The organism is Bradyrhizobium sp. 21 (assembly GCF_023073335.1).
Lineage (GTDB): Bacteria > Pseudomonadota > Alphaproteobacteria > Rhizobiales > Xanthobacteraceae > Bradyrhizobium.
The window spans coordinates 201,727-218,573 of sequence record NZ_JADPJG010000002.1 but is presented as its reverse complement, the minus strand read 5'-3'; the positions used below and the strand labels follow the sequence as shown (position 1 = coordinate 218,573).

16 protein-coding genes are annotated in these 16,847 nt (G+C 65.1%); 12 read left to right on the top strand and 4 right to left on the bottom strand.

The window, feature by feature from the left end; translation table 11 throughout:
* Nucleotides 1-76: 76 nt before the first annotated feature.
* The 4 genes from IVB31_RS00985 to IVB31_RS00970 are packed head-to-tail and all read left to right on the top strand — an operon-like array spanning nucleotide 77 to nucleotide 4,286.
* Nucleotides 77-994 (top strand): LysR family transcriptional regulator, encoded by a 918-nt coding sequence (locus IVB31_RS00985; protein ID WP_247317510.1) that lies wholly within the window; start codon nucleotides 77-79, stop codon nucleotides 992-994.
* Between the two features lie 32 nt (nucleotides 995-1,026).
* Nucleotides 1,027-2,277, top strand: coding sequence for a Zn-dependent hydrolase (locus tag IVB31_RS00980; RefSeq protein WP_247317508.1), 1,251 nt, complete (start codon nucleotides 1,027-1,029; stop codon nucleotides 2,275-2,277).
* A gap of 12 nt (nucleotides 2,278-2,289) precedes the next feature.
* Nucleotides 2,290-3,201 (top strand): NAD(P)-dependent oxidoreductase, encoded by a 912-nt coding sequence (locus IVB31_RS00975; protein ID WP_247317506.1) that lies wholly within the window; start codon nucleotides 2,290-2,292, stop codon nucleotides 3,199-3,201.
* An 11-nt stretch (nucleotides 3,202-3,212) separates the two neighbouring features.
* A complete protein-coding gene (locus tag IVB31_RS00970) occupies nucleotides 3,213-4,286 on the top strand; it encodes a malate/lactate/ureidoglycolate dehydrogenase (RefSeq protein ID WP_247317505.1) in 1,074 nt (357 codons plus the stop codon).
* 151 nt (nucleotides 4,287-4,437) lie between these two features.
* Here the strand turns inward: IVB31_RS00970 and IVB31_RS00965 are convergent, their stop codons facing one another.
* Nucleotides 4,438-5,511: a tartrate dehydrogenase gene (locus IVB31_RS00965; protein ID WP_247317503.1), complete on the bottom strand. Its 1,074-nt coding sequence runs from the start codon at nucleotides 5,509-5,511 to the stop codon at nucleotides 4,438-4,440.
* Between the two features lie 156 nt (nucleotides 5,512-5,667).
* Between IVB31_RS00965 and IVB31_RS00960 the strand changes: the two genes are divergently transcribed.
* Both IVB31_RS00960 and IVB31_RS00955 read left to right on the top strand, forming a co-directional pair.
* On the top strand, nucleotides 5,668-6,444 hold the full coding sequence (locus IVB31_RS00960; protein ID WP_247317500.1) for an SDR family oxidoreductase: 777 nt from the start codon (nucleotides 5,668-5,670) through the stop codon (nucleotides 6,442-6,444).
* Nucleotides 6,445-6,575: 131 nt separating this feature from the next.
* Nucleotides 6,576-7,994 carry an amidase family protein gene (locus IVB31_RS00955; RefSeq protein ID WP_247317498.1) on the top strand — a complete coding sequence of 473 codons (1,419 nt, stop codon included), beginning with the start codon at nucleotides 6,576-6,578 and terminating at the stop codon, nucleotides 7,992-7,994.
* A 141-nt stretch (nucleotides 7,995-8,135) separates the two neighbouring features.
* On the opposite strand, the gene IVB31_RS00950 is transcribed toward IVB31_RS00955, so the two are convergent.
* The gene (locus IVB31_RS00950; RefSeq protein WP_247317496.1) at nucleotides 8,136-9,242 is read right to left on the bottom strand and encodes an amino acid ABC transporter permease; all 1,107 of its coding nucleotides are present in this window, start codon (nucleotides 9,240-9,242) and stop codon (nucleotides 8,136-8,138) included.
* Nucleotides 9,243-9,244: 2 nt separating this feature from the next.
* On the bottom strand, nucleotides 9,245-10,429 hold the full coding sequence (locus IVB31_RS00945; protein ID WP_247317493.1) for an ABC transporter permease subunit: 1,185 nt from the start codon (nucleotides 10,427-10,429) through the stop codon (nucleotides 9,245-9,247).
* An 89-nt stretch (nucleotides 10,430-10,518) separates the two neighbouring features.
* Here IVB31_RS00945 and IVB31_RS00940 point away from each other — a divergent pair, with 89 nt between their 5' ends.
* From IVB31_RS00940 to IVB31_RS00925, 4 genes are all read left to right on the top strand, one after another.
* Nucleotides 10,519-11,391, top strand: coding sequence for a MurR/RpiR family transcriptional regulator (locus IVB31_RS00940; protein WP_247317490.1), 873 nt, complete (start codon nucleotides 10,519-10,521; stop codon nucleotides 11,389-11,391).
* A gap of 3 nt (nucleotides 11,392-11,394) precedes the next feature.
* Nucleotides 11,395-12,744, top strand: coding sequence for an aspartate aminotransferase family protein (locus IVB31_RS00935; protein WP_247317487.1), 1,350 nt, complete (start codon nucleotides 11,395-11,397; stop codon nucleotides 12,742-12,744).
* 12 nt (nucleotides 12,745-12,756) lie between these two features.
* On the top strand, nucleotides 12,757-13,770 hold the full coding sequence (locus tag IVB31_RS00930; protein WP_247317484.1) for an amino acid ABC transporter substrate-binding protein: 1,014 nt from the start codon (nucleotides 12,757-12,759) through the stop codon (nucleotides 13,768-13,770).
* Nucleotides 13,771-13,918: 148 nt separating this feature from the next.
* Nucleotides 13,919-14,569, top strand: a complete 651-nt coding sequence (locus tag IVB31_RS00925; protein WP_247317483.1) for an aspartate/glutamate racemase family protein — start codon at nucleotides 13,919-13,921, stop codon at nucleotides 14,567-14,569.
* Here the strand turns inward: IVB31_RS00925 and IVB31_RS00920 are convergent.
* The gene (locus IVB31_RS00920) at nucleotides 14,566-15,213 is read right to left on the bottom strand and encodes a TetR/AcrR family transcriptional regulator (protein ID WP_247317481.1); all 648 of its coding nucleotides are present in this window, start codon (nucleotides 15,211-15,213) and stop codon (nucleotides 14,566-14,568) included. The genes IVB31_RS00925 and IVB31_RS00920 overlap by 4 nt on opposite strands.
* A gap of 135 nt (nucleotides 15,214-15,348) precedes the next feature.
* On the opposite strand from IVB31_RS00920, the gene IVB31_RS00915 reads away from it, so the two are divergent.
* Together IVB31_RS00915 and IVB31_RS00910 are read left to right on the top strand one after the other, a co-directional pair.
* Complete coding sequence (locus IVB31_RS00915) at nucleotides 15,349-15,558, top strand: ferredoxin (protein WP_247317479.1); 210 nt, start codon at nucleotides 15,349-15,351, stop codon at nucleotides 15,556-15,558.
* A 56-nt stretch (nucleotides 15,559-15,614) separates the two neighbouring features.
* Nucleotides 15,615-16,835 (top strand): cytochrome P450, encoded by a 1,221-nt coding sequence (locus tag IVB31_RS00910; protein WP_247317477.1) that lies wholly within the window; start codon nucleotides 15,615-15,617, stop codon nucleotides 16,833-16,835.
* Nucleotides 16,836-16,847: the final 12 nt, after the last annotated feature.

The window sequence follows — 16,847 nt, the reverse complement described above, 5'->3', positions numbered from 1 at the left end:
AGCGTGCTATAAAGTCTAATCGTCCTTTCTAATGGATATCGATAAATCTTATTTATCGGTGGGGAAGATCTTTCCAATGCTGGACTTCAGGTCGATCGAGACGTTCCTGTGGGTTGTGAAACTCGGCAGCTTCCGCGGGGCCGCGGCGCGCCTCAATACGACCCAGCCGGCGATCTCCCAGCGCATTGCCCAGCTCGAGCGCGAGATGGGCGTGAAGCTGCTCAACCGCGACCATCGCGTGGCCTCGCCGACGCCGAGCGGCCGGCAGATGATGGTCTACGCGGAGAAGCTGATCGGGCTGCGCGCCCAGATGATGGCCGAGGTCGGCGACCGCTCGGCGATGCGCGGCGTGATGCGGCTCGGCGTCGCCGAGACCATCGTGCATACCTGGCTGCCGCGACTGGTGAAGAGCATGAACGAGATCTATCCCAACCTGTCGCTGGAGATCGAGGTCGACATCACGCCGAACCTCACCGCGCGCCTGCTTGCGCAGGAGATCGAGCTGGCGTTCGTGGTGGGGCCGCTGTCAGCCTCGGGCGTGCACAACCGCGTGCTCGCGGATTATCCGATCGGCTTCCTTGCAAGCCCGTCGCTTGGGCTCGGCAACGGTCCGGTGACGCGCGCCGAGCTCGCGCGGTTTCCGATCATCACCTTTCCGCGCAAGACGCGGCCCTACGAGGTCGTGCGTGAGGTGTTCGACCGGCCCGAGCTGCCGCCGATCCGCCTGCACGCCTCCGCATCGCTCGCGACCGTCATCCACATGGCCGTCGAGGGGCTCGGCATCGCCGTGATTCCGGATGCCATCGTCGAGAACGAGCTCGCCGACGGGCGGCTGCAACTGCTCGACACGGATCTCGTGATCGCGCCGCTGACATTCACGGCGAGCTGGCTCGCCTCGCCCGACGTCGTGGCGGTGGAGCGCGTCGCCGAGCTTGCATGTCAGATTGCGCAGAGCAGCCTCGCGGTTGACGCGCCTGCGCCGGCGCGGCATTGAAAAAGGCGCCGGACCACCGAGAGAATGACCGCATGAGCCGAGCCGCCACCAATCTGCAAATCGATTCCGCCCGCCTCTGGGGCTCCATCCACGAGACCGCGCAATTCGGCGCGACGGCCAAGGGCGGTGTGCGGCGGCTGACGCTGAGCGCCGAGGACAAGCAGGTGCGCAACTGGTTCCGCAAGGCCTGCGAGGACGCCGGCCTCGAAGTGCACACCGATGCGCTCGGCTCGCAGTTCGGCCTGCGCAAGGGCCGCGACATGTCGAAGCTGCCCGTCGGGATCGGCTCGCACCTCGACACCCAGCCCACCGGCGGCAAGTATGACGGCATTCTGGGAACGCTTGGCGCGCTCGAAGTCATCCGCACGCTGAACGATGCCGGCATCGAGACCGAGGCGCCGATCTGCGTCGTCAACTGGACCAACGAAGAGGGCTCGCGCTTCGCCCCCGCCATGATGGCTTCCGCGGCCTATGTCGGCGACTTCACCACCGACGACATCCTGTCGCGCAAGGACGTCGAAGGCGTCACCGTCGGCCAGGCGCTCGACGGCATCGGCTATCGCGGCGACAAGCCGGTCGGCTTCCAGAAGCTCGGCTGCTTCGTGGAATTGCACATCGAGCAGGGGCCAATCCTGGAAGCCGAAGGCAAGACCATCGGCGTGGTCGATTCCGGCCAGGGCGTGCTCTGGTACGACGGCAAGATTTCCGGCTTCGAGAGCCATGCGGGATCGACGCCGATGCCGCTGCGGCGCGATGCGCTCGCCACGCTCTCCGAGATCGTGCTGGCGATGGAAGCCATCGCCAGGAAGCACGGGCCGAAAGCGGTCGGCACCATCGGCGAGGCCGTGATCGCAAACCCCTCGCGCAACGTCATCCCCGGCGAGATCGCCTTCACCATGGATTGCCGCAGCGCCGATGGCACGATCATGGACGCGCTCGATCGCGATCTCCGCGCGGCCATCTCGGAGATCGCCGCGCGCCGCAAGGTCGAGGTCAAGATCGATCTGGTCTGGCGCAAACCGCCGACGCATTTCGATCCCAAATTGATTGCAGCGGTGGAGAACGCGGCCAAGACGCTCGGCTATTCCTCTCGCCGCATCACCTCCGGCGCCGGCCACGACGCCTGCAACCTCAACACCATCATGCCGGCGGCAATGGTGTTCGTGCCCTGCAAGGACGGCATCAGCCACAACGAGCTGGAAGACGCGACGCAGCCGGATTGCGCGGCCGGCACCAACGTCCTGATGCATACCGTGCTGGCGATCGCCGGCGTCGCAGCCTGACCGGAGAGAACCATGCGCGGAGTTTTCGTCGACGCCAATGAAGCTCTCGCCGTGATCATGGAGCGGCTGGAGCAGCCTGGTGATCCCAAGATGCGGATCCACAGGGATCCCGACATCAAGCCCGAGCAATATCCTGAAATCCTTGATGGCGCCGAGATCGCGATCGTCGACCACACCGCACTGCCGACCGAGGTCGCGAAGCAATGCGCGGGCCTCAAGCACGTCGTGTTCCTCGGCACCGGCGCGCGCAGCTACATGAATCCGGAGGAGCTTAGCCAGCTCGGTATCTCCGTCCATCTGATCAAGGGCTATGGCGATACCGCTGTGGCAGAATCCGCGATCGCGCTGATGTGGGCCTCGGCCCGCGTCATCGCGATGATGGATCGCGAGATGCGCGGCGGCAACTGGCTGCGCGAGGACGGCATGCAGCTCACCGGCAAGACGCTTGGCCTGATCGGCTTCGGCGGCATCGCCGCCGAGGTCGCACGCATCGCCTCGGGCAGCGGCATGAAGGTGATCGCCTGGAACCGTTCGCCGAAGAGCCATCCGGGCGTGGAATTCGCCGATCTCGATACGGTGTTGGCTAAGAGCGACGTCGTCTCGCTGCACCTGCTGCTCAACGACGAGACGCGCGGCATGATCAACCGCGAGAAGATTTTTGCGATGAAGCCCGGTGTCATCCTCATCAACACCGCCCGCGCCGCCGTCGTCGACGAGGCCGCGATGATCGACGCGCTGAAGTCAGGGCACATCCGCCATGCCGGCCTCGACGTCTTCAACATCGAACCGCTGCCCGGCGATCATCCGCTGACGAAGATTCCGAACGTGACGCTGTCGGCGCATTCGGCGTTTCGCACGCCGGAGGCGAGCGAGAACCTCATTCATGCGGCATGGGAGCACTGCCGCAGGATCGTGAAGGGATAAGAGCAACAACAATGGCCGATTACCGCACTATCAAGGCACAGCCTCTCACCAACGTCATCCGCGCCATCGTCAAGGCCGGCGGCTCTACGGACCGCGAGGCCGAGCTGGTATCCACCAACCTGGTCGAAGCCAATCTCAGGGGACACGATTCGCACGGCGTCGGCATGATCCCGCGCTACGTCCAAAGTGTCACCACGGGCGGCCTCGCCGTGAACCAGCACGTCAAAATCGTGCTCGACACTGGTCCGCTTCTCACCCTCGACGGCCTCACGGGCTATGGCCAGGTGATCGGACATGAAGCGATGGAGCTGGCGGCTGAGCGCGCCAAGCGCAACGGCGTGTGTCTCGTCGGCCTGTCGAACTCGCACCACATCGGCCGCATCGGCCACTGGGCCGAGCAGTGCATTGACCACGGGCTGGTATCGATCCACTTCGTCAACGTGATCTCGCGCCCGATCGTGGCGCCGTGGGGCGGCAGCGATGGGCGCCACGGCACCAATCCGTTCTGCGTCGGTATCCCGCGCAGGGGCAAGGACCCGATCGTGCTCGACTTCGCCACCAGCAGGATCGCGCAGGGCAAGACCCGCGTCGCCCACAACAAGGGCGTCGAGCTTGAGCCCGGCACCATCATCGACAATGAAGGCAAGCCGACCAACAACCCGCGCTACACCGTGATCCCGCCGCACGGCGCCATCCTGCCGTTCGGCGAGCACAAGGGTTCGGGCCTCGCGCTGGTGTGCGAAATCCTCGGGGGCGCGCTCTCCGGCGGGCAGGCGGTCAAGGGCCCGTCCGACGGCAAGTACAACGTCCTCAACGGCATGCTCTCGATCATCATTGACCCGGGCAAGCTCGGCACCGCCGAGAACCTTGCGCGCGAAGTCGAGAGTTTCGTCGCCTGGCACACCGGCTCGCCGCCTGCCCCCGGCGTCGACAAGGTGAAGATCGCCGGCGAGCCCGAGCGCGAGACGAAGATGAAGCGGCTGGCTGAGGGTATTCCGGTCGACCCCACGACCTGGCAGGAGATTTTGGAGGCCGGGAAGAAGTTCGGGCTCAACCAGGCGGCGATCGAGAAGATCGTCGGTTAGGCCTATCGGCGTCGTCCCGGCGAAGGCCGGGACCCATAACCACAGGACGTGGTTATGCGAAGACTCGGAGTTGGCAAATTCGCGCAACAACCTCGACACGGAGTATGGGTCCCGGCCTTCGCCGGGACGACGCCTTGGTTGGCAACTCGGCCTAATCCACCATCTCCGCGACCGCTTTGCCGCAGGCCGTCGTGTCCGCGTTGCCGCCGAGGTCCTTTGTGCGCAACGTGCGCTCGGCGAGCGTGCGCTCGATCGCGTCGACGATCGATCGGCCCGCATCCTTCTCGCCGAGATGCTCGAGCATCATCGCACCCGACCAGATCGCGCCGATCGGGTTGGCGATGCCCTGCCCCGCGATGTCGGGCGCCGAGCCATGCACCGGCTCGAACACCGACGGGAAATCGCCCTCGGGGTTGATGTTGCCCGACGGCGCGATGCCGATCGTGCCGGTGCAGGCCGGGCCGAGGTCGGAGAGGATGTCGCCGAACAAATTGGAGCCGACCACGACGTCGAACCAGTCCGGATGCAGCACGAAGTTCGCGGTGAGGATGTCGATGTGGTACTTGTCCCACTTCACGCCCGGAAACTTCTTGGCCATCGCCTCCACGCGCTCGTCCCAATAGGGCATGGTGATGGAGATGCCGTTGGACTTGGTCGCCGAGGTCAAATGCTTCTTCGGCCGCGACTGCGCGAGCTCGAAGGCAAACTTCAGGATGCGGTCGACGCCCACGCGGGTCATCACCGTCTGCTGCGTCACGAATTCGCGGTCGGTGTCAGGGAACATGCGGCCGCCGACGGAGGAATACTCGCCTTCGGTGTTCTCGCGCACCACCCAGAAATCGATGTCGCCGGGCTTGCGGCCCGCCAGCGGCGACGGCACGCCGGGCATCAGCCGCACCGGACGCAAATTCACATACTGGTCGAACTCGCGGCGGAACTTGATCAGCGAGCCCCAGAGCGAGACGTGATCCGGAATCTTGGCCGGCCAGCCGACCGCGCCGAAATAGATGGCATCGTGCTTGCCGATCTTTTCCTTCCAATCGTCCGGCATCATCTGGCCGTGCTTCTCGTAATACTCCCAGGACGAGAAGTCGAAATGGTCGAAATGCAGCGACACCCCGTGCTTCTTCGCCGCTGCCTCCAGAACGCGCAGGCCTTCAGGCATCACTTCCTTGCCGATGCCGTCGCCGGGAATGACTGCGATCCGGTATTGTTTCTTGCTCATCGAGAACGTCCCTGGTTGGTCCGGCAGCCGCCGCCTTTTTGACCGCACTGCAATGGACCAAACGCGGCGGCAGTGCAACGCTGCACTGCAATGTTGACCGTGGCGCGGCCAACCGCCTACTGATTTCATGCTGTTCCCACCGAGCGAGTAAATCCCATGGATCTGCATCTGCGTGGCAAGCGCGTCCTGATCACGGGCGCGTCCAAGGGCATTGGCGCAGCGGCCGCCGAGGCATTTGCCGAGGAAGGCTGCCATCTCCTGCTCGCCGCGCGCAGCGGCGATCAGCTCAAGTCTCTGGCCGAGCGCTTGCGCTCCGCGCACCAGATCGATGCCGCCACGAGCATCGTGGATTTGCGCAAGAGCGAGGATTTGACGCGGCTGGCGAAAGAAGCCGCCGACATCGACGTGCTCGTCAACAATGCCGGCGACATCCCGGGCGGCTCCATCGACAAGATCGACGAGGCGACCTGGCGGCACGCCTGGGAATTGAAAGTGTTCGGCTACATCAATCTGACGCGGCAAATCTACGCGCAGATGAAGGCGCGCGGGCACGGCGTCATCGTCAACGACATCGGCGCTGCCGGCGAGAAATTCGACGCCAACTATATCTGCGGCAGCGCCGGCAACGCCGCGCTGATGGCCTTCACCCGCGCGCTCGGCGGCAAGAGCCTCACCGACAACATCCGCGTGGTCGGCATCAATCCCGGCCCTGTCGGCACCGACCGCCACGTCACGCTGCTGAAGACGCGGGCCAAGCACCAGTTTGGTGACGAGAGCCGCTACAAGGAATTCCAGAAGAGCCTGCCGCTCGGCAGGCCTGCGCATGCCCGCGAGATCGGCGATCTCATGGCGTTCCTGGCATCGGATCGCGCCGGCTATACGTCCGGCGTGATCTACACGGTGGATGGCGGCATCAGTGCGGGATGGGGTTAGTTGACGCCTGTCGCTCCCGCACCACACACCGTCGTTGCGAGCGTAGCGAAGCAACCCAGACTATCTCCGCGGGGGCAATCCTGAATTGCTTCGCCGCGCTCGCAATGACGGAATAACAAGGAGTAAGATAATTGTCTGAAGACCTGATCCGCGAAACCGCCTGCGTCATCGTCGACAGACTGCGGTCCGGCGACGTCTCGCCGATCGAGCTTCTGGATGTGCTCGAGAAGCGCATCAGTGAGGTCGATAGCAAGGTCAACGCGCTGCCGACGCTGTGCTTCGATCGCGCGCGGGACAGCGCCAAGGCGCTGATGCGGAAGCCGGCCGGTGCGCGCGGGCTGCTCGCGGGCCTGCCGGTGCCGATCAAGGACCTGACCGACGTTGCAGGCGTGCTGAACACCCAGGGCTCGCCGATCTACCGGAACAATATTCCCGCGAAGTCCGACCTCATGGTCGAGAACCTCGAAGGCAACGGGGCGGTTGTCTACGCCAAATCCAACACGCCCGAATTCGGCGCCGGCGCCAACACCTTCAACGAGGTTTTTGGCGCCACTCTCAATCCCTGGGATACATCGAAATCGGCCGCCGGCTCCTCAGGCGGCGCGGCGGTGGCGCTTGCCACCGGCATGGCCTGGCTCGCGCAAGGCTCCGACATGGGCGGCAGCCTGCGCAGCCCTGCAAGCTTCTGCGGCATCGTCGGCATGCGGCCGAGCATCGGCCGCGTCGCGCACACGCCGAAGGCGGGCATCGACCGCAATCTCGGCGTGCAGGGGCCGATGGCCCGCAATGTCGAGGACCTCGCGCTGCTGCTCGATGCCATGAGCGGCGACTATGCTGCCGACCCGCTGTCGCTGCCGGCGCCTGCGACCTCGTTCCTGACGGCGGCACGGTCGGGCAGCAAGCCGAAGCGCATCGCCTATTCGCCCGATCTCGGCATCACGCCCGTCGATCCCGAGGTGAAAGCGATCACGCGCAAGGCGGCGGAACGCTTCGCCGAGGCCGGCGCCATTGTCGAGGAGGCGCATCCGGACTGGCGCGAAGCGCACGAATGCTTCCACGTGCTGCGTGCCTTCGATTTTGCGATCAGCAAGGCACAACTGCTGCGCACCAAGCGCGATTTGCTCAAGCCCGAAGTGATCTGGAACATCGAGGAAGGCCTCAAGCTCACCGTCGAGCGTCTCGAGCGCGCAGAGGCACAGCGCGTCGGCATGACCGCCCGCGCGATCGAGTTCTTCAAGACCTACGACCTGCTGCTGGTGCCGACTACGATCGTGCCGCCCTTCCCGGTCGAGCACCGTTATGTCGCCGAATGCGCCGGCAAGAGATTCGACAATTACGTCGAGTGGCTCGGCATCGTCTACGCCATCACGCTGGCCTGCTGCCCTGCGCTGTCACTACCTTGCGGCTTCACGGCGTCGGGTCTGCCGGTCGGCCTGCAGGTCGTCGGCGCACCGCGGAGCGACGCGCAGGTGATCGCGGGCGCAAGGGTGCTGGAGGACGTTTTGGGCCTGCGCGGCACGACGCCGATTGATCCGAAGGTGAAGAAGTAGAGTGCTCGTGCCCGGACGCAGCGCAGCGCCTCTTCGGCGGTGCGGCTGCAGAGCCGGGGTCCATGCCCCCTACGACCTCCCATGTCTCCCTGGGTCGCGGCACAGCGCTATCGCGCTGCGCCTTGTCCGGGACACGGGATCTCACCTCGCGCTCCCCGCCTCCAGGCTCCGGCTGTAGCGCGACATCGCGAAACAGAAGACAAAATAGATCGCGGCGACAAAGATGTAGACTTCGACGGAGAATTGCTGCCACGCCGGATCGATGATCGCGGTCTTGGCCGTCGTCAGCAGGTCGAAGATACCGATGATCAGGACGAGGCTGGTGTCCTTGAAGAAGGCGATAAAGGTGTTGACCAGCGGCGGGATGACGTGGCGGATCGCCTGCGGCAAGACGATCAGCCGATGCTTGCGCCAGTAAGACAGCCCCAGTGCATCCGCCGCCTCATACTGCCCGCGCGGCACGGCCTGAAGTCCACCGCGGATGATTTCGGCCAGATAAGCGCCCGCGAACAGGATGATCGCGATCTGTGCGCGCAGCAGTTTGTCGATATTGAAGCCACTGGGCATGAACAGCGGAAACATCACGCTCGCCATGAACAGCAGGCTCACCAGCGGCACCCCGCGGATCAGCTCGACATAGAGCACGCTGATGGAGCGGACCGCCGGCAATTTCGAACGTCGGCCGAGTGCAACGAGGATGCCGAGCGGGAAGCCGCATGCCAATCCGAACGTCGCCAGGATCAGCGTCACGGGCAAGCCACCCCAGCGGTCCTGCGAGACGAAGGACAGGCCGAGCACGCCGCCCCACATCAGCAGGCTGATCAGCGCCAGCGTACCGATCCAGAGAAAGACCAGTTCGCGCCGCCAGAAGGCACGGCGGGTCGAGAGATAGAACAACGCGATGAACAGTACGACGGCCAGCGCCGGCCGCCACTGCTCGTCGAACGGATAGGTGCCGAACAGGATGAAGCGGTATTTTTCGGGAATGATCGCCCAGCAGGCGCCGAGGCCCCGTACCGCCTTGCAGGCGCTGGAGTCGTTTGCCGGTGTCAGCCAGACCGCGTTGGCGATGCCCCATTGCGCGAAGCTGAAGATGCCCTTTGCGAGCACCGCCAGCAGCACGATCGAGAGGATGCCGTTCGGGATCGACGAGAACAGATTGGTGCGCAGCCAGCGCAGCACCGGGTTGCCCGTTTGCGGACGGCGGGCGGCGCGCGGTGCGTCCGGAATGTCGGCGATCGCCGTCATGCTCAGCGCTCCACCAGTGCGATGCGCGAATTGTACCAGTTCATGAAGAAGCTGATGCCGAGGCTGATGGTCAGAAACACCGCCATGATCAGCGCGATCGCCTCGATCGCCTGTCCGGTCTGGTTCAGCGTGGTGTTGGCGATCGAGACCACGTCCTGGTAGCCGATCGCGACCGCGAGCGAAGAGTTCTTGGTCAAATTGAGGTACTGGCTCGTCATCGGCGGCACGATCACGCGCAGCGCCTGCGGCAGGATGATCTGCCGCAGCATGAAGCTGCGGCGCAGGCCGAGCGCGTTGGCGGCATCCCATTGCCCGCGCGGCACCGACTGGATGCCGCTGCGCACGATCTCGGCGATGAAAGCCGAGGTGTAGGTGACGAGCGCGATCAGCAATGCAAAATATTCCGGCGCAAGCGTCAGCCCGCCGACGAAGTTGAAACCGCGCAGCTCAGGCCATTCAATCGTCCAGGATACGCCGCGCAGCAACGACACCGCCACCGGCAGCATGACAACGAGGCCGAGCGCAAAGGGCCAGGCGGGCCGCGGCTTGCCGTCGCGCATCTGCTGGGCGATCAGCCATCGCCGGATGACATAGAGCGCCGCACAGCCCAGAACGGCGGTGCCGAGCACCCAAAGCTGCATCGGCCCGAGCGGAATCGCCGGCAGGATCAGGCCGCGATTGGACAGGAAGACTCCCTCGACCGGCCGCCAAGCCGCCCGCGCGGCCGGCAGCGCCTGCATCAGCACGTACCAGAACAGCAGTTGAAGCAGCAGCGGGATGTCTCGGAGCGCTTCGACATAGACGGCGGCAAGCCGCGACAGCAACCAGTTCGCCGACAGCCGCGAGATGCCGATCAGCGCACCCAAAATGGTCGCCAGCACGATGCCGATCACCGCGACACGCAAGGTGTTGGCGACGCCGACAATGAAGGCCCAGAGGTAGCTGTCTCTCGGATTGTAGGCGAGCAGGCTGTCGGAAATGGGCATGCCCGCTTCGCGGCCGAGGAAGGCAAAGCCGGTCGTGATGCGGCGGGCCGAGAGATTGGTGACGGTGTTGGACCAGAGGAAGGCGACGACCCCGACGACGATCCCGACAACCAGGACCTGCCAGAACAGACCGTTCAATTCGTTGCGCCCGAACGCGAAGAAGCGGCGGCGCGGCGGCGGTCTGGGGTGATCGGAGGTCACAGCACAAAAACCCCTTGTTGAAATGCAGCGATTTCCGGCGGCGCACGTCAACTGTTGCACCAAACACTAAATCGTGCAACAAATGTTTCATGGTCGAGCCCGCGAAATCCTCGCCGCTGAGCGAACTGCGCATCGCATTGCCATCGCTCCCGATGCGCTTGCAGGAGGTCGGCCGTTTCGTCGCCGCCAATGATTACGACGCCACCACCCGGTCGATGCGCGATCTCGCAGCGGTTGCCGGTGCCGACCCCGCCGCGTTCACGCGGCTCGCCAAGGCGATCGGCTATTCCGGCTGGGACGAATTGCGGGCGGCGCTGACGGAGGCACGGCGTCCGTCGGAGATCGCGCCGTTTTCCGTCCGCGCCAAGAGCCGCCGTCACGGTCCGAATGCCGACGTCACACTCGTTACCGACAAGCTCGAGGCCGAAGGCGCCGGCCTTCCGCGCATTCCTGCGCAGCCTGTCGTGGAAGCCGCCCGCGCGCTCAACGACGCAAAGCGGATCTGGATCGCGGGCTATCGTAGCTGCCGCAGCGTTGCAGAGCTGCTGAACTACGAGCTCCGGCTGTTTCGTCCCGAACAGGTGCAACTCGTCGGCGTGTCCGGCCCCGACGATCTCGATCTCGGCGCCTTCCGGCCTGGTGAGGCCGTCATCGTCATCGGCTTCATGCCCTACACCCACGCCAGCGTCCGTGTCGCACAAGCCGCTCATCGTGCCGGCACAATGCTGATCGCGATAGCCGACAGTCTTTCGGCGCCAATGGCCGAGGGTGCTGATCACGTGCTGCTGTTCGAGGCGGCCTCGTCGCCCGGCTTTTTCCCGAGTCTCACCGGCGCCATTGCAATCGCGCAGTCGCTCGCCGCAGTGACGTTCTCGCTCGGCGGCAAGGCTGCGAAGAAGCGCCTGGAGAATACCGAGGCGCGGCTCGCTGCGGCCTCCATTTACGTCCCAGAGAAAGGTTGACCCATGGCCGCCCGCACCAGCCGCGTGCTGCATCGCTCGTTGCGTGAGACGCCACCCAAGGCGATCGGCGGCGAAGGCGTTTATCTCTTCGCCGAGGACGGTCGGCGCGTGATCGACGCGTCCGGCGGCGCGGCGGTCTCCTGCCTCGGCCATCAGCATCCCCGCGTGATCGCGGCGATGGCGAAGCAGGCTTCGACACTGGCCTATGCGCACACCGCCTTCTTCTCCTCCGAGCCGGCGGAGGCGCTGGCCGAGAGGCTGGTCGGGCACGAGCCAGGCGGTCTCGCCTACGCCTATTTCGTCAGCGGCGGATCGGAAGCGATCGAGGCCAGCATCAAGCTCGCGCGGCAATATTTCATCGAACGCGGCGAGCCGCAGCGGCAGCATTTCATCGCGCGACGACAGAGCTATCACGGCAACACGCTCGGCGCACTCGCCGCCGGCGGCAATGCCTGGCGGCGCGCGCCCTACGCGCCGCTGCTCTCCGGCGCGTTCAGCCATGTGACGCCGGCTTTCGCCTATCACGAGAAGCACGACGGTGAATCGGATGCGCAGTTCGTGGCGCGGCTCGCCGCAGAGCTCGAAGCCGAGTTCCAGCGCCTCGGCCCCAACACGGTTGCGGCATTCCTCGCCGAGCCCGTCGTCGGCGCGACCGCCGGCGCCGTCACCGCACCGGACGGTTATTTCAGGGCGGTGCGCGAGATCTGCAATCGGCATGGCGCCCTGCTCATTCTCGACGAGGTCATGTCAGGCATGGGCCGCACCGGCACCACGCATGCATGGGAGCAGGAAGGTGTGACCCCGGACATCCAGGCGATTGCAAAGGGCCTCGGCGGCGGCTACCAGCCGATCGGCGCGATGCTCGCCAGCGGCAAGATCGTCGACACCATCCGCGCCGGCTCCGGTGCGTTTCAGCACGGTCACACCTATCTGGCGCATCCCCTCGCCTGCGCCGCTGCGCTGGCGGTACAGGACGTGATCCGCGAGGACGGCCTGCTCGAATGCGTCAAGGAGCGCGGCAAGCAGCTCGAGCAGCGGCTGACCGAGCGCTTCGGCAATCACCGCCATGTCGGCGACATCAGGGGCCGCGGCCTGTTCTGGGCCATCGAGCTCGTCGCCGATCGCGCCAGCCGCAGCTCGTTCGATCCGGCGCTGAAGCTGAATCAGAAGATCAAGGCGGAGGCCTTTGCCAACGGCCTCGGGTGCTATCCCGGCGGCGGCACCGTGGACGGCCTCCGCGGCGACCACGTGCTGCTGGCGCCGCCCTATATCGCTTCGGCTGACGAGATCGACCTGATCGTCGACAAGCTCGGCACCGCCGTCGACAACGCGTTGCGTCGTGTCAATCATTGAGGGGAAAGTAACATGATGAGGAAAGTGGTTATCGGAGCAGGCCTGCTCGCGGCATCGACGGTCGTGGCGTCGGCGGCAACGCTCGACACGGTGAAGGGCCGCGGCACGCTGGTGTGCGGCGTCAGCGCCGGCTTTGCCGGCTTCTCCGCGCCGGATTCGCAAGGCAACTACAAGGGTCTCGACGTCGATTATTGCCGCGCGCTCGCAGCCGGCGTGCTCGGCGATGCCAGCAAGGTGCGCTACGTCTCGCTGACCGCGCAGAACCGCTTCACCGCGCTCCAGTCCGGCGAGATCGACGTGCTCTACCGCAACTCGACGCAGACCTATCTGCGCGGCGTCACGCTCGGCCTGCGGCAGGGCCCGATCAACTTCTACGACGGCCAGGGCTTTGTCGTGAAGAAGGACCTCGGCGTGAAGGAGATCAAGGACCTCAAGGGCGCCACCGTCTGCGTCGCGCAGGGCACCACGCATGAGGTCACGCTCGGCGACTACGGCCGCGCCAACGGCATCGACTGGAAGCCGCTGGTGTTCGACCGCGTCGACACCATGTACCAGACCTTCTTCGGCGGCCGTTGCGATGCCATGACCCAGGACGCTTCGGCACTCGCCGGCGCCGTGACGACCGCGGCGCCGAACCCGACCGACTACGTCGTGCTGCCGCAGACCATCAGCAAGGAGCCGCTCGGCCCCTTCACCCGCAACGGCGACGAGGTCTGGAGCGACATCATCACCTGGCTGCATTACGGGCTGATCGAGGCGGAAGAGCTCGGCGTCACGCAAGGCAATGTCGACGAGATGGCGAAGTCGCAGACACCCGCGGTGCAGCGGCTGCTCGGTGCCTCCGGAGATCTCGGCTCGCGGCTCGGGCTCGACAACAAATGGCTGGTTTCGGCGATCAAGGCCACCGGCAATTACGGCGAGATCTACGAGCGCAATGTCGGCAAGGCGAGCCCGCTCAAGCTCGAGCGTGGCCTCAACGGCCTCTGGAGCAAGGGCGGCTTGATGTACGCGGTGCCATTCAAGTAAAGGCCTCGCATGTCCCGGACGCGCTGCAGCGTGCAACGCTGCTGCGCTGAGCCGGGGCCCAGCCGCCACAATGGGCCCCGGCTCTGCAGCGCAATACTGCGCATTGCGCTGCGTCCGGGGCACGAAACCTTCTATCGGGTAACGTTCTATGACGGCGTCTCCTCGCATCGCCCTGATCCACGCCCTCAAGCACTCCATCGCCCCGATCGAGGCGGCGTTCGCAAGGGCGTGGCCGGAGGCGCGGCTCATGAATCTGCTCGACGACAGCCTGTCGGCCGATCTGGCGCGCGATGGCGCACTCAACGAGGCCATGACCGAGCGCTTCCTCGCACTCGGCGATTACGCCGCGGCGACCGGCGCGGACGCGATCCTGTTCACCTGCTCGGCCTTCGGTCCCTGCATCGAGGCGGTTGCGCGCGCGCATATGCCGATGCCGGTGCTCAAGCCGAACGAAGCCATGATCGAACGGGCGGTGACGATGGGCCAGCGGATCGGCCTGCTCTCGACCTTTCCGCCGACGTTGGCCTCGATGCCGCCGGAGTTTCCGGCCTCCGTCCGGGTCGTGCCGAAACTTGCCGAAGGCGCACTGGCCGCGCTCGATCGCGGTGACCGCGCCACGCACGACCGGCTGATTGTCGAAGCATCAAAGGATCTGCGCGATTGCGACGTCATTGCGCTGGCCCAATTCAGCATCGCGGCGACGGCACCGCTGGTTGCGGAAGCGACTGGTCGGCCCGTCGTCACGACCCCGGACAGCGCGGTCGACAAGCTGATGAAGCTGCTGAAAGCAAAAGCTTAGGCGCCGGTCTTCTTCTGGCGCCGTGCGTCTTTGATCGCAACCGCGAGCGCAGCCTTCGTCTCGTTGACGAAATCCTCGACCAATTCCTCGCGCGTGGCGTGCGCCGCCTCTCCGGTGAACAGGCCCTGCTCGGCCAGCATCACCACGCCATGCAGCGCCGCCCAGATCTTGAGCGCGTGCCGCTCGCGCAAATAGCCGACCGCCGGCGCTTCCAGCGCTTCGACCACCAACGCGAAGGTCTCTCGCGTGGCCTCGTGCAACTCGCTGCCCTTGCCGGCGCAGGACACGGTGCGCGAAGCGAACATCAAGCGATAGATGCCGTTGCGCTGCAGACCGAAATCGAGCGTCGCCCGCGCCAGCTGCGACAGTTTTGATCGTTTCGCCGGCTTCGCCATCGCCGCCCGCAAAATCGCGCTGAGCTGCCGGAATGCCTCCGCCGTCACCGCCGCAAGCAGCGCCTCGCGATCGGCAAAATGTCGGTAGGGCGCCGGCTGCGAGACGCCGAGCTGTTTCGCCAGCGCCTTGATGCTGATCGCCTCCGTACCGCCCTGCTCCGCCTCGCGCAGCGCAGCCTTGATCAGGGCGTCGCGGAGATCGCCGTGGTGATAGGTGTTCTCGGGCTTGCGGGCGAGGTGTGGGCGCATGTTACGGCGAAGCCTATAAGTTTGCGCTTGACAGGGGAAGCCTGGCGCGAATGTAATAGCCTATAACTTAAATAGAAACGCAAATGGGAACGCGCGCTGCCTTCGGGCCGAGCGCACACGACCGAGGAAGCCGCCATGACAGAGCGACTGAGGGTTCACGTCGATCCGGACAAGTGCCAGGGCCACGCCCGCTGCAAGGCGCTGGCGCCGGAGCTGTTCGATCTCGACGAATATGGCAACGCCCACGAAGCAGGCGACGGCACTGTCCCGCCCGGCCTTGAAGACAAGGCCTGGCTTGCCAAATCCAACTGTCCGGAAATCGCAATCGACGTGATCGAGGAGTAGCGCAATCCTGCCGCCCGCGTGCCTTCCGCGAACACGAGCCTCAAGGGATTCCCGAGATGTCCGACGTCAGCCAGCCCGCCGCCCATCCGCCCGTGACCGACTGGGTCCATGATTTCGACCACACTGATCCGCAATGGACGGAGGATCCTTTTCCGATCTGGGATGAATTGCGCGCCGCGAGCCCGGTCGTGCACACAAACCGCTTTCTCGGCTGCTATTTGCCGACGACCTATGACGCGATCCGCGAGATCGCCAACGACACCGAGCATTTCTCCTCGCGCCGCATCATCGTCCGCGACGTGCGCAAGGAGATTGCCAAGAATGCGGCTCCGCCGATCACCTCCGATCCCCCCATGCACAAGCCGGCCAAGCAATTGCTGTTGCCGCCGTTCACGCCGGATGCGATGAAGAAGCTCGAACCGCGGGTGCGCGCCATCTGCAACGAGCTGATCGACGATTTCATCGCGGATCGCCAAGTGGATGCGGCCGCACGTTACACAAAACACATTCCGGTGCGCGCGATCGCCCACATGCTGGGCATTCCCGAGAGCGACAGCGATCTCTTCGTCAATTGGATCCACATGATCCTCGAGCTCGGCATCAAGGACGAGAGCATGCTGCTCCAGGCCGTGCACGAGATGAGCGCTTATTTCAGCGCCCATATCGAGGCGCGCAAGAACAAGCCGACCGACGATTTGATCTCCTATCTGATGAATGCCAGAGACAAGGAGGGGAACCCACTCGAGGACTCCCACGTGCTGGGCTCGCTGCGCCTGCTGCTGATCGCCGGTATCGACACCACCTGGAGCGCGATCGGCTCTTCGCTCTGGCACCTCGCCAAAACGCCTGTCGACCGCGAGCGCCTGGTCGCCGAGCCCGGGCTGATCCCGACCGCCGTGGAGGAGCTGCTCCGCGCCTATTCGCCGGTGACGATGGCGCGCGAGGTGGTCGGGGAGACCATGATCTCGGGCTGTCCGGTGAAGCCGGGCAACATGGTGCTGCTGTCCTTCCCCGCCGCCAACCGCGACCCAAAAATGTTTCCGGACGCCGACAAGGTCGTGATCGACCGCCGTGAGAACCGTCACGCCGCTTTCGGCCTCGGCATCCACCGCTGCGTCGGTTCCAATCTGGCGCGGATGGAGATGCAGGTTGCGCTGGAGGAATGGCTGAAGCGGATACCGGACTTCAGGCTCGACCCGGCAGGTGCCGTGACCTGGTCACAAGGCACGGTGAGAGGCCCCCGCCAGTTGCCATTTCTGCTGGGAAAGGCGATGTAGGCTCCCAGATAA

Excerpts from the sequence above, each read along its gene's own strand:
- IVB31_RS00985 (WP_247317510.1), top strand. The coding sequence starts at position 77 with ATGCTGGACTTCAGGTCGATCGAGACGTTCCTGTGGGTTGTGAAACTC.
- IVB31_RS00980 (WP_247317508.1), top strand. The coding sequence starts at position 1,027 with ATGAGCCGAGCCGCCACCAATCTGCAAATCGATTCCGCCCGCCTCTGG.
- IVB31_RS00975 (WP_247317506.1), top strand. The coding sequence starts at position 2,290 with ATGCGCGGAGTTTTCGTCGACGCCAATGAAGCTCTCGCCGTGATCATG.
- IVB31_RS00970 (WP_247317505.1), top strand. The coding sequence starts at position 3,213 with ATGGCCGATTACCGCACTATCAAGGCACAGCCTCTCACCAACGTCATC.
- IVB31_RS00965 (WP_247317503.1), bottom strand. The coding sequence starts at position 5,511 with ATGAGCAAGAAACAATACCGGATCGCAGTCATTCCCGGCGACGGCATC.
- IVB31_RS00960 (WP_247317500.1), top strand. The coding sequence starts at position 5,668 with ATGGATCTGCATCTGCGTGGCAAGCGCGTCCTGATCACGGGCGCGTCC.
- IVB31_RS00950 (WP_247317496.1), bottom strand. The coding sequence starts at position 9,242 with ATGACGGCGATCGCCGACATTCCGGACGCACCGCGCGCCGCCCGCCGT.
- IVB31_RS00940 (WP_247317490.1), top strand. The coding sequence starts at position 10,519 with ATGGTCGAGCCCGCGAAATCCTCGCCGCTGAGCGAACTGCGCATCGCA.
- IVB31_RS00935 (WP_247317487.1), top strand. The coding sequence starts at position 11,395 with ATGGCCGCCCGCACCAGCCGCGTGCTGCATCGCTCGTTGCGTGAGACG.
- IVB31_RS00930 (WP_247317484.1), top strand. The coding sequence starts at position 12,757 with ATGATGAGGAAAGTGGTTATCGGAGCAGGCCTGCTCGCGGCATCGACG.
- IVB31_RS00925 (WP_247317483.1), top strand. The coding sequence starts at position 13,919 with ATGACGGCGTCTCCTCGCATCGCCCTGATCCACGCCCTCAAGCACTCC.
- IVB31_RS00920 (WP_247317481.1), bottom strand. The coding sequence starts at position 15,213 with ATGCGCCCACACCTCGCCCGCAAGCCCGAGAACACCTATCACCACGGC.
- IVB31_RS00915 (WP_247317479.1), top strand. The coding sequence starts at position 15,349 with ATGACAGAGCGACTGAGGGTTCACGTCGATCCGGACAAGTGCCAGGGC.
- IVB31_RS00910 (WP_247317477.1), top strand. The coding sequence starts at position 15,615 with ATGTCCGACGTCAGCCAGCCCGCCGCCCATCCGCCCGTGACCGACTGG.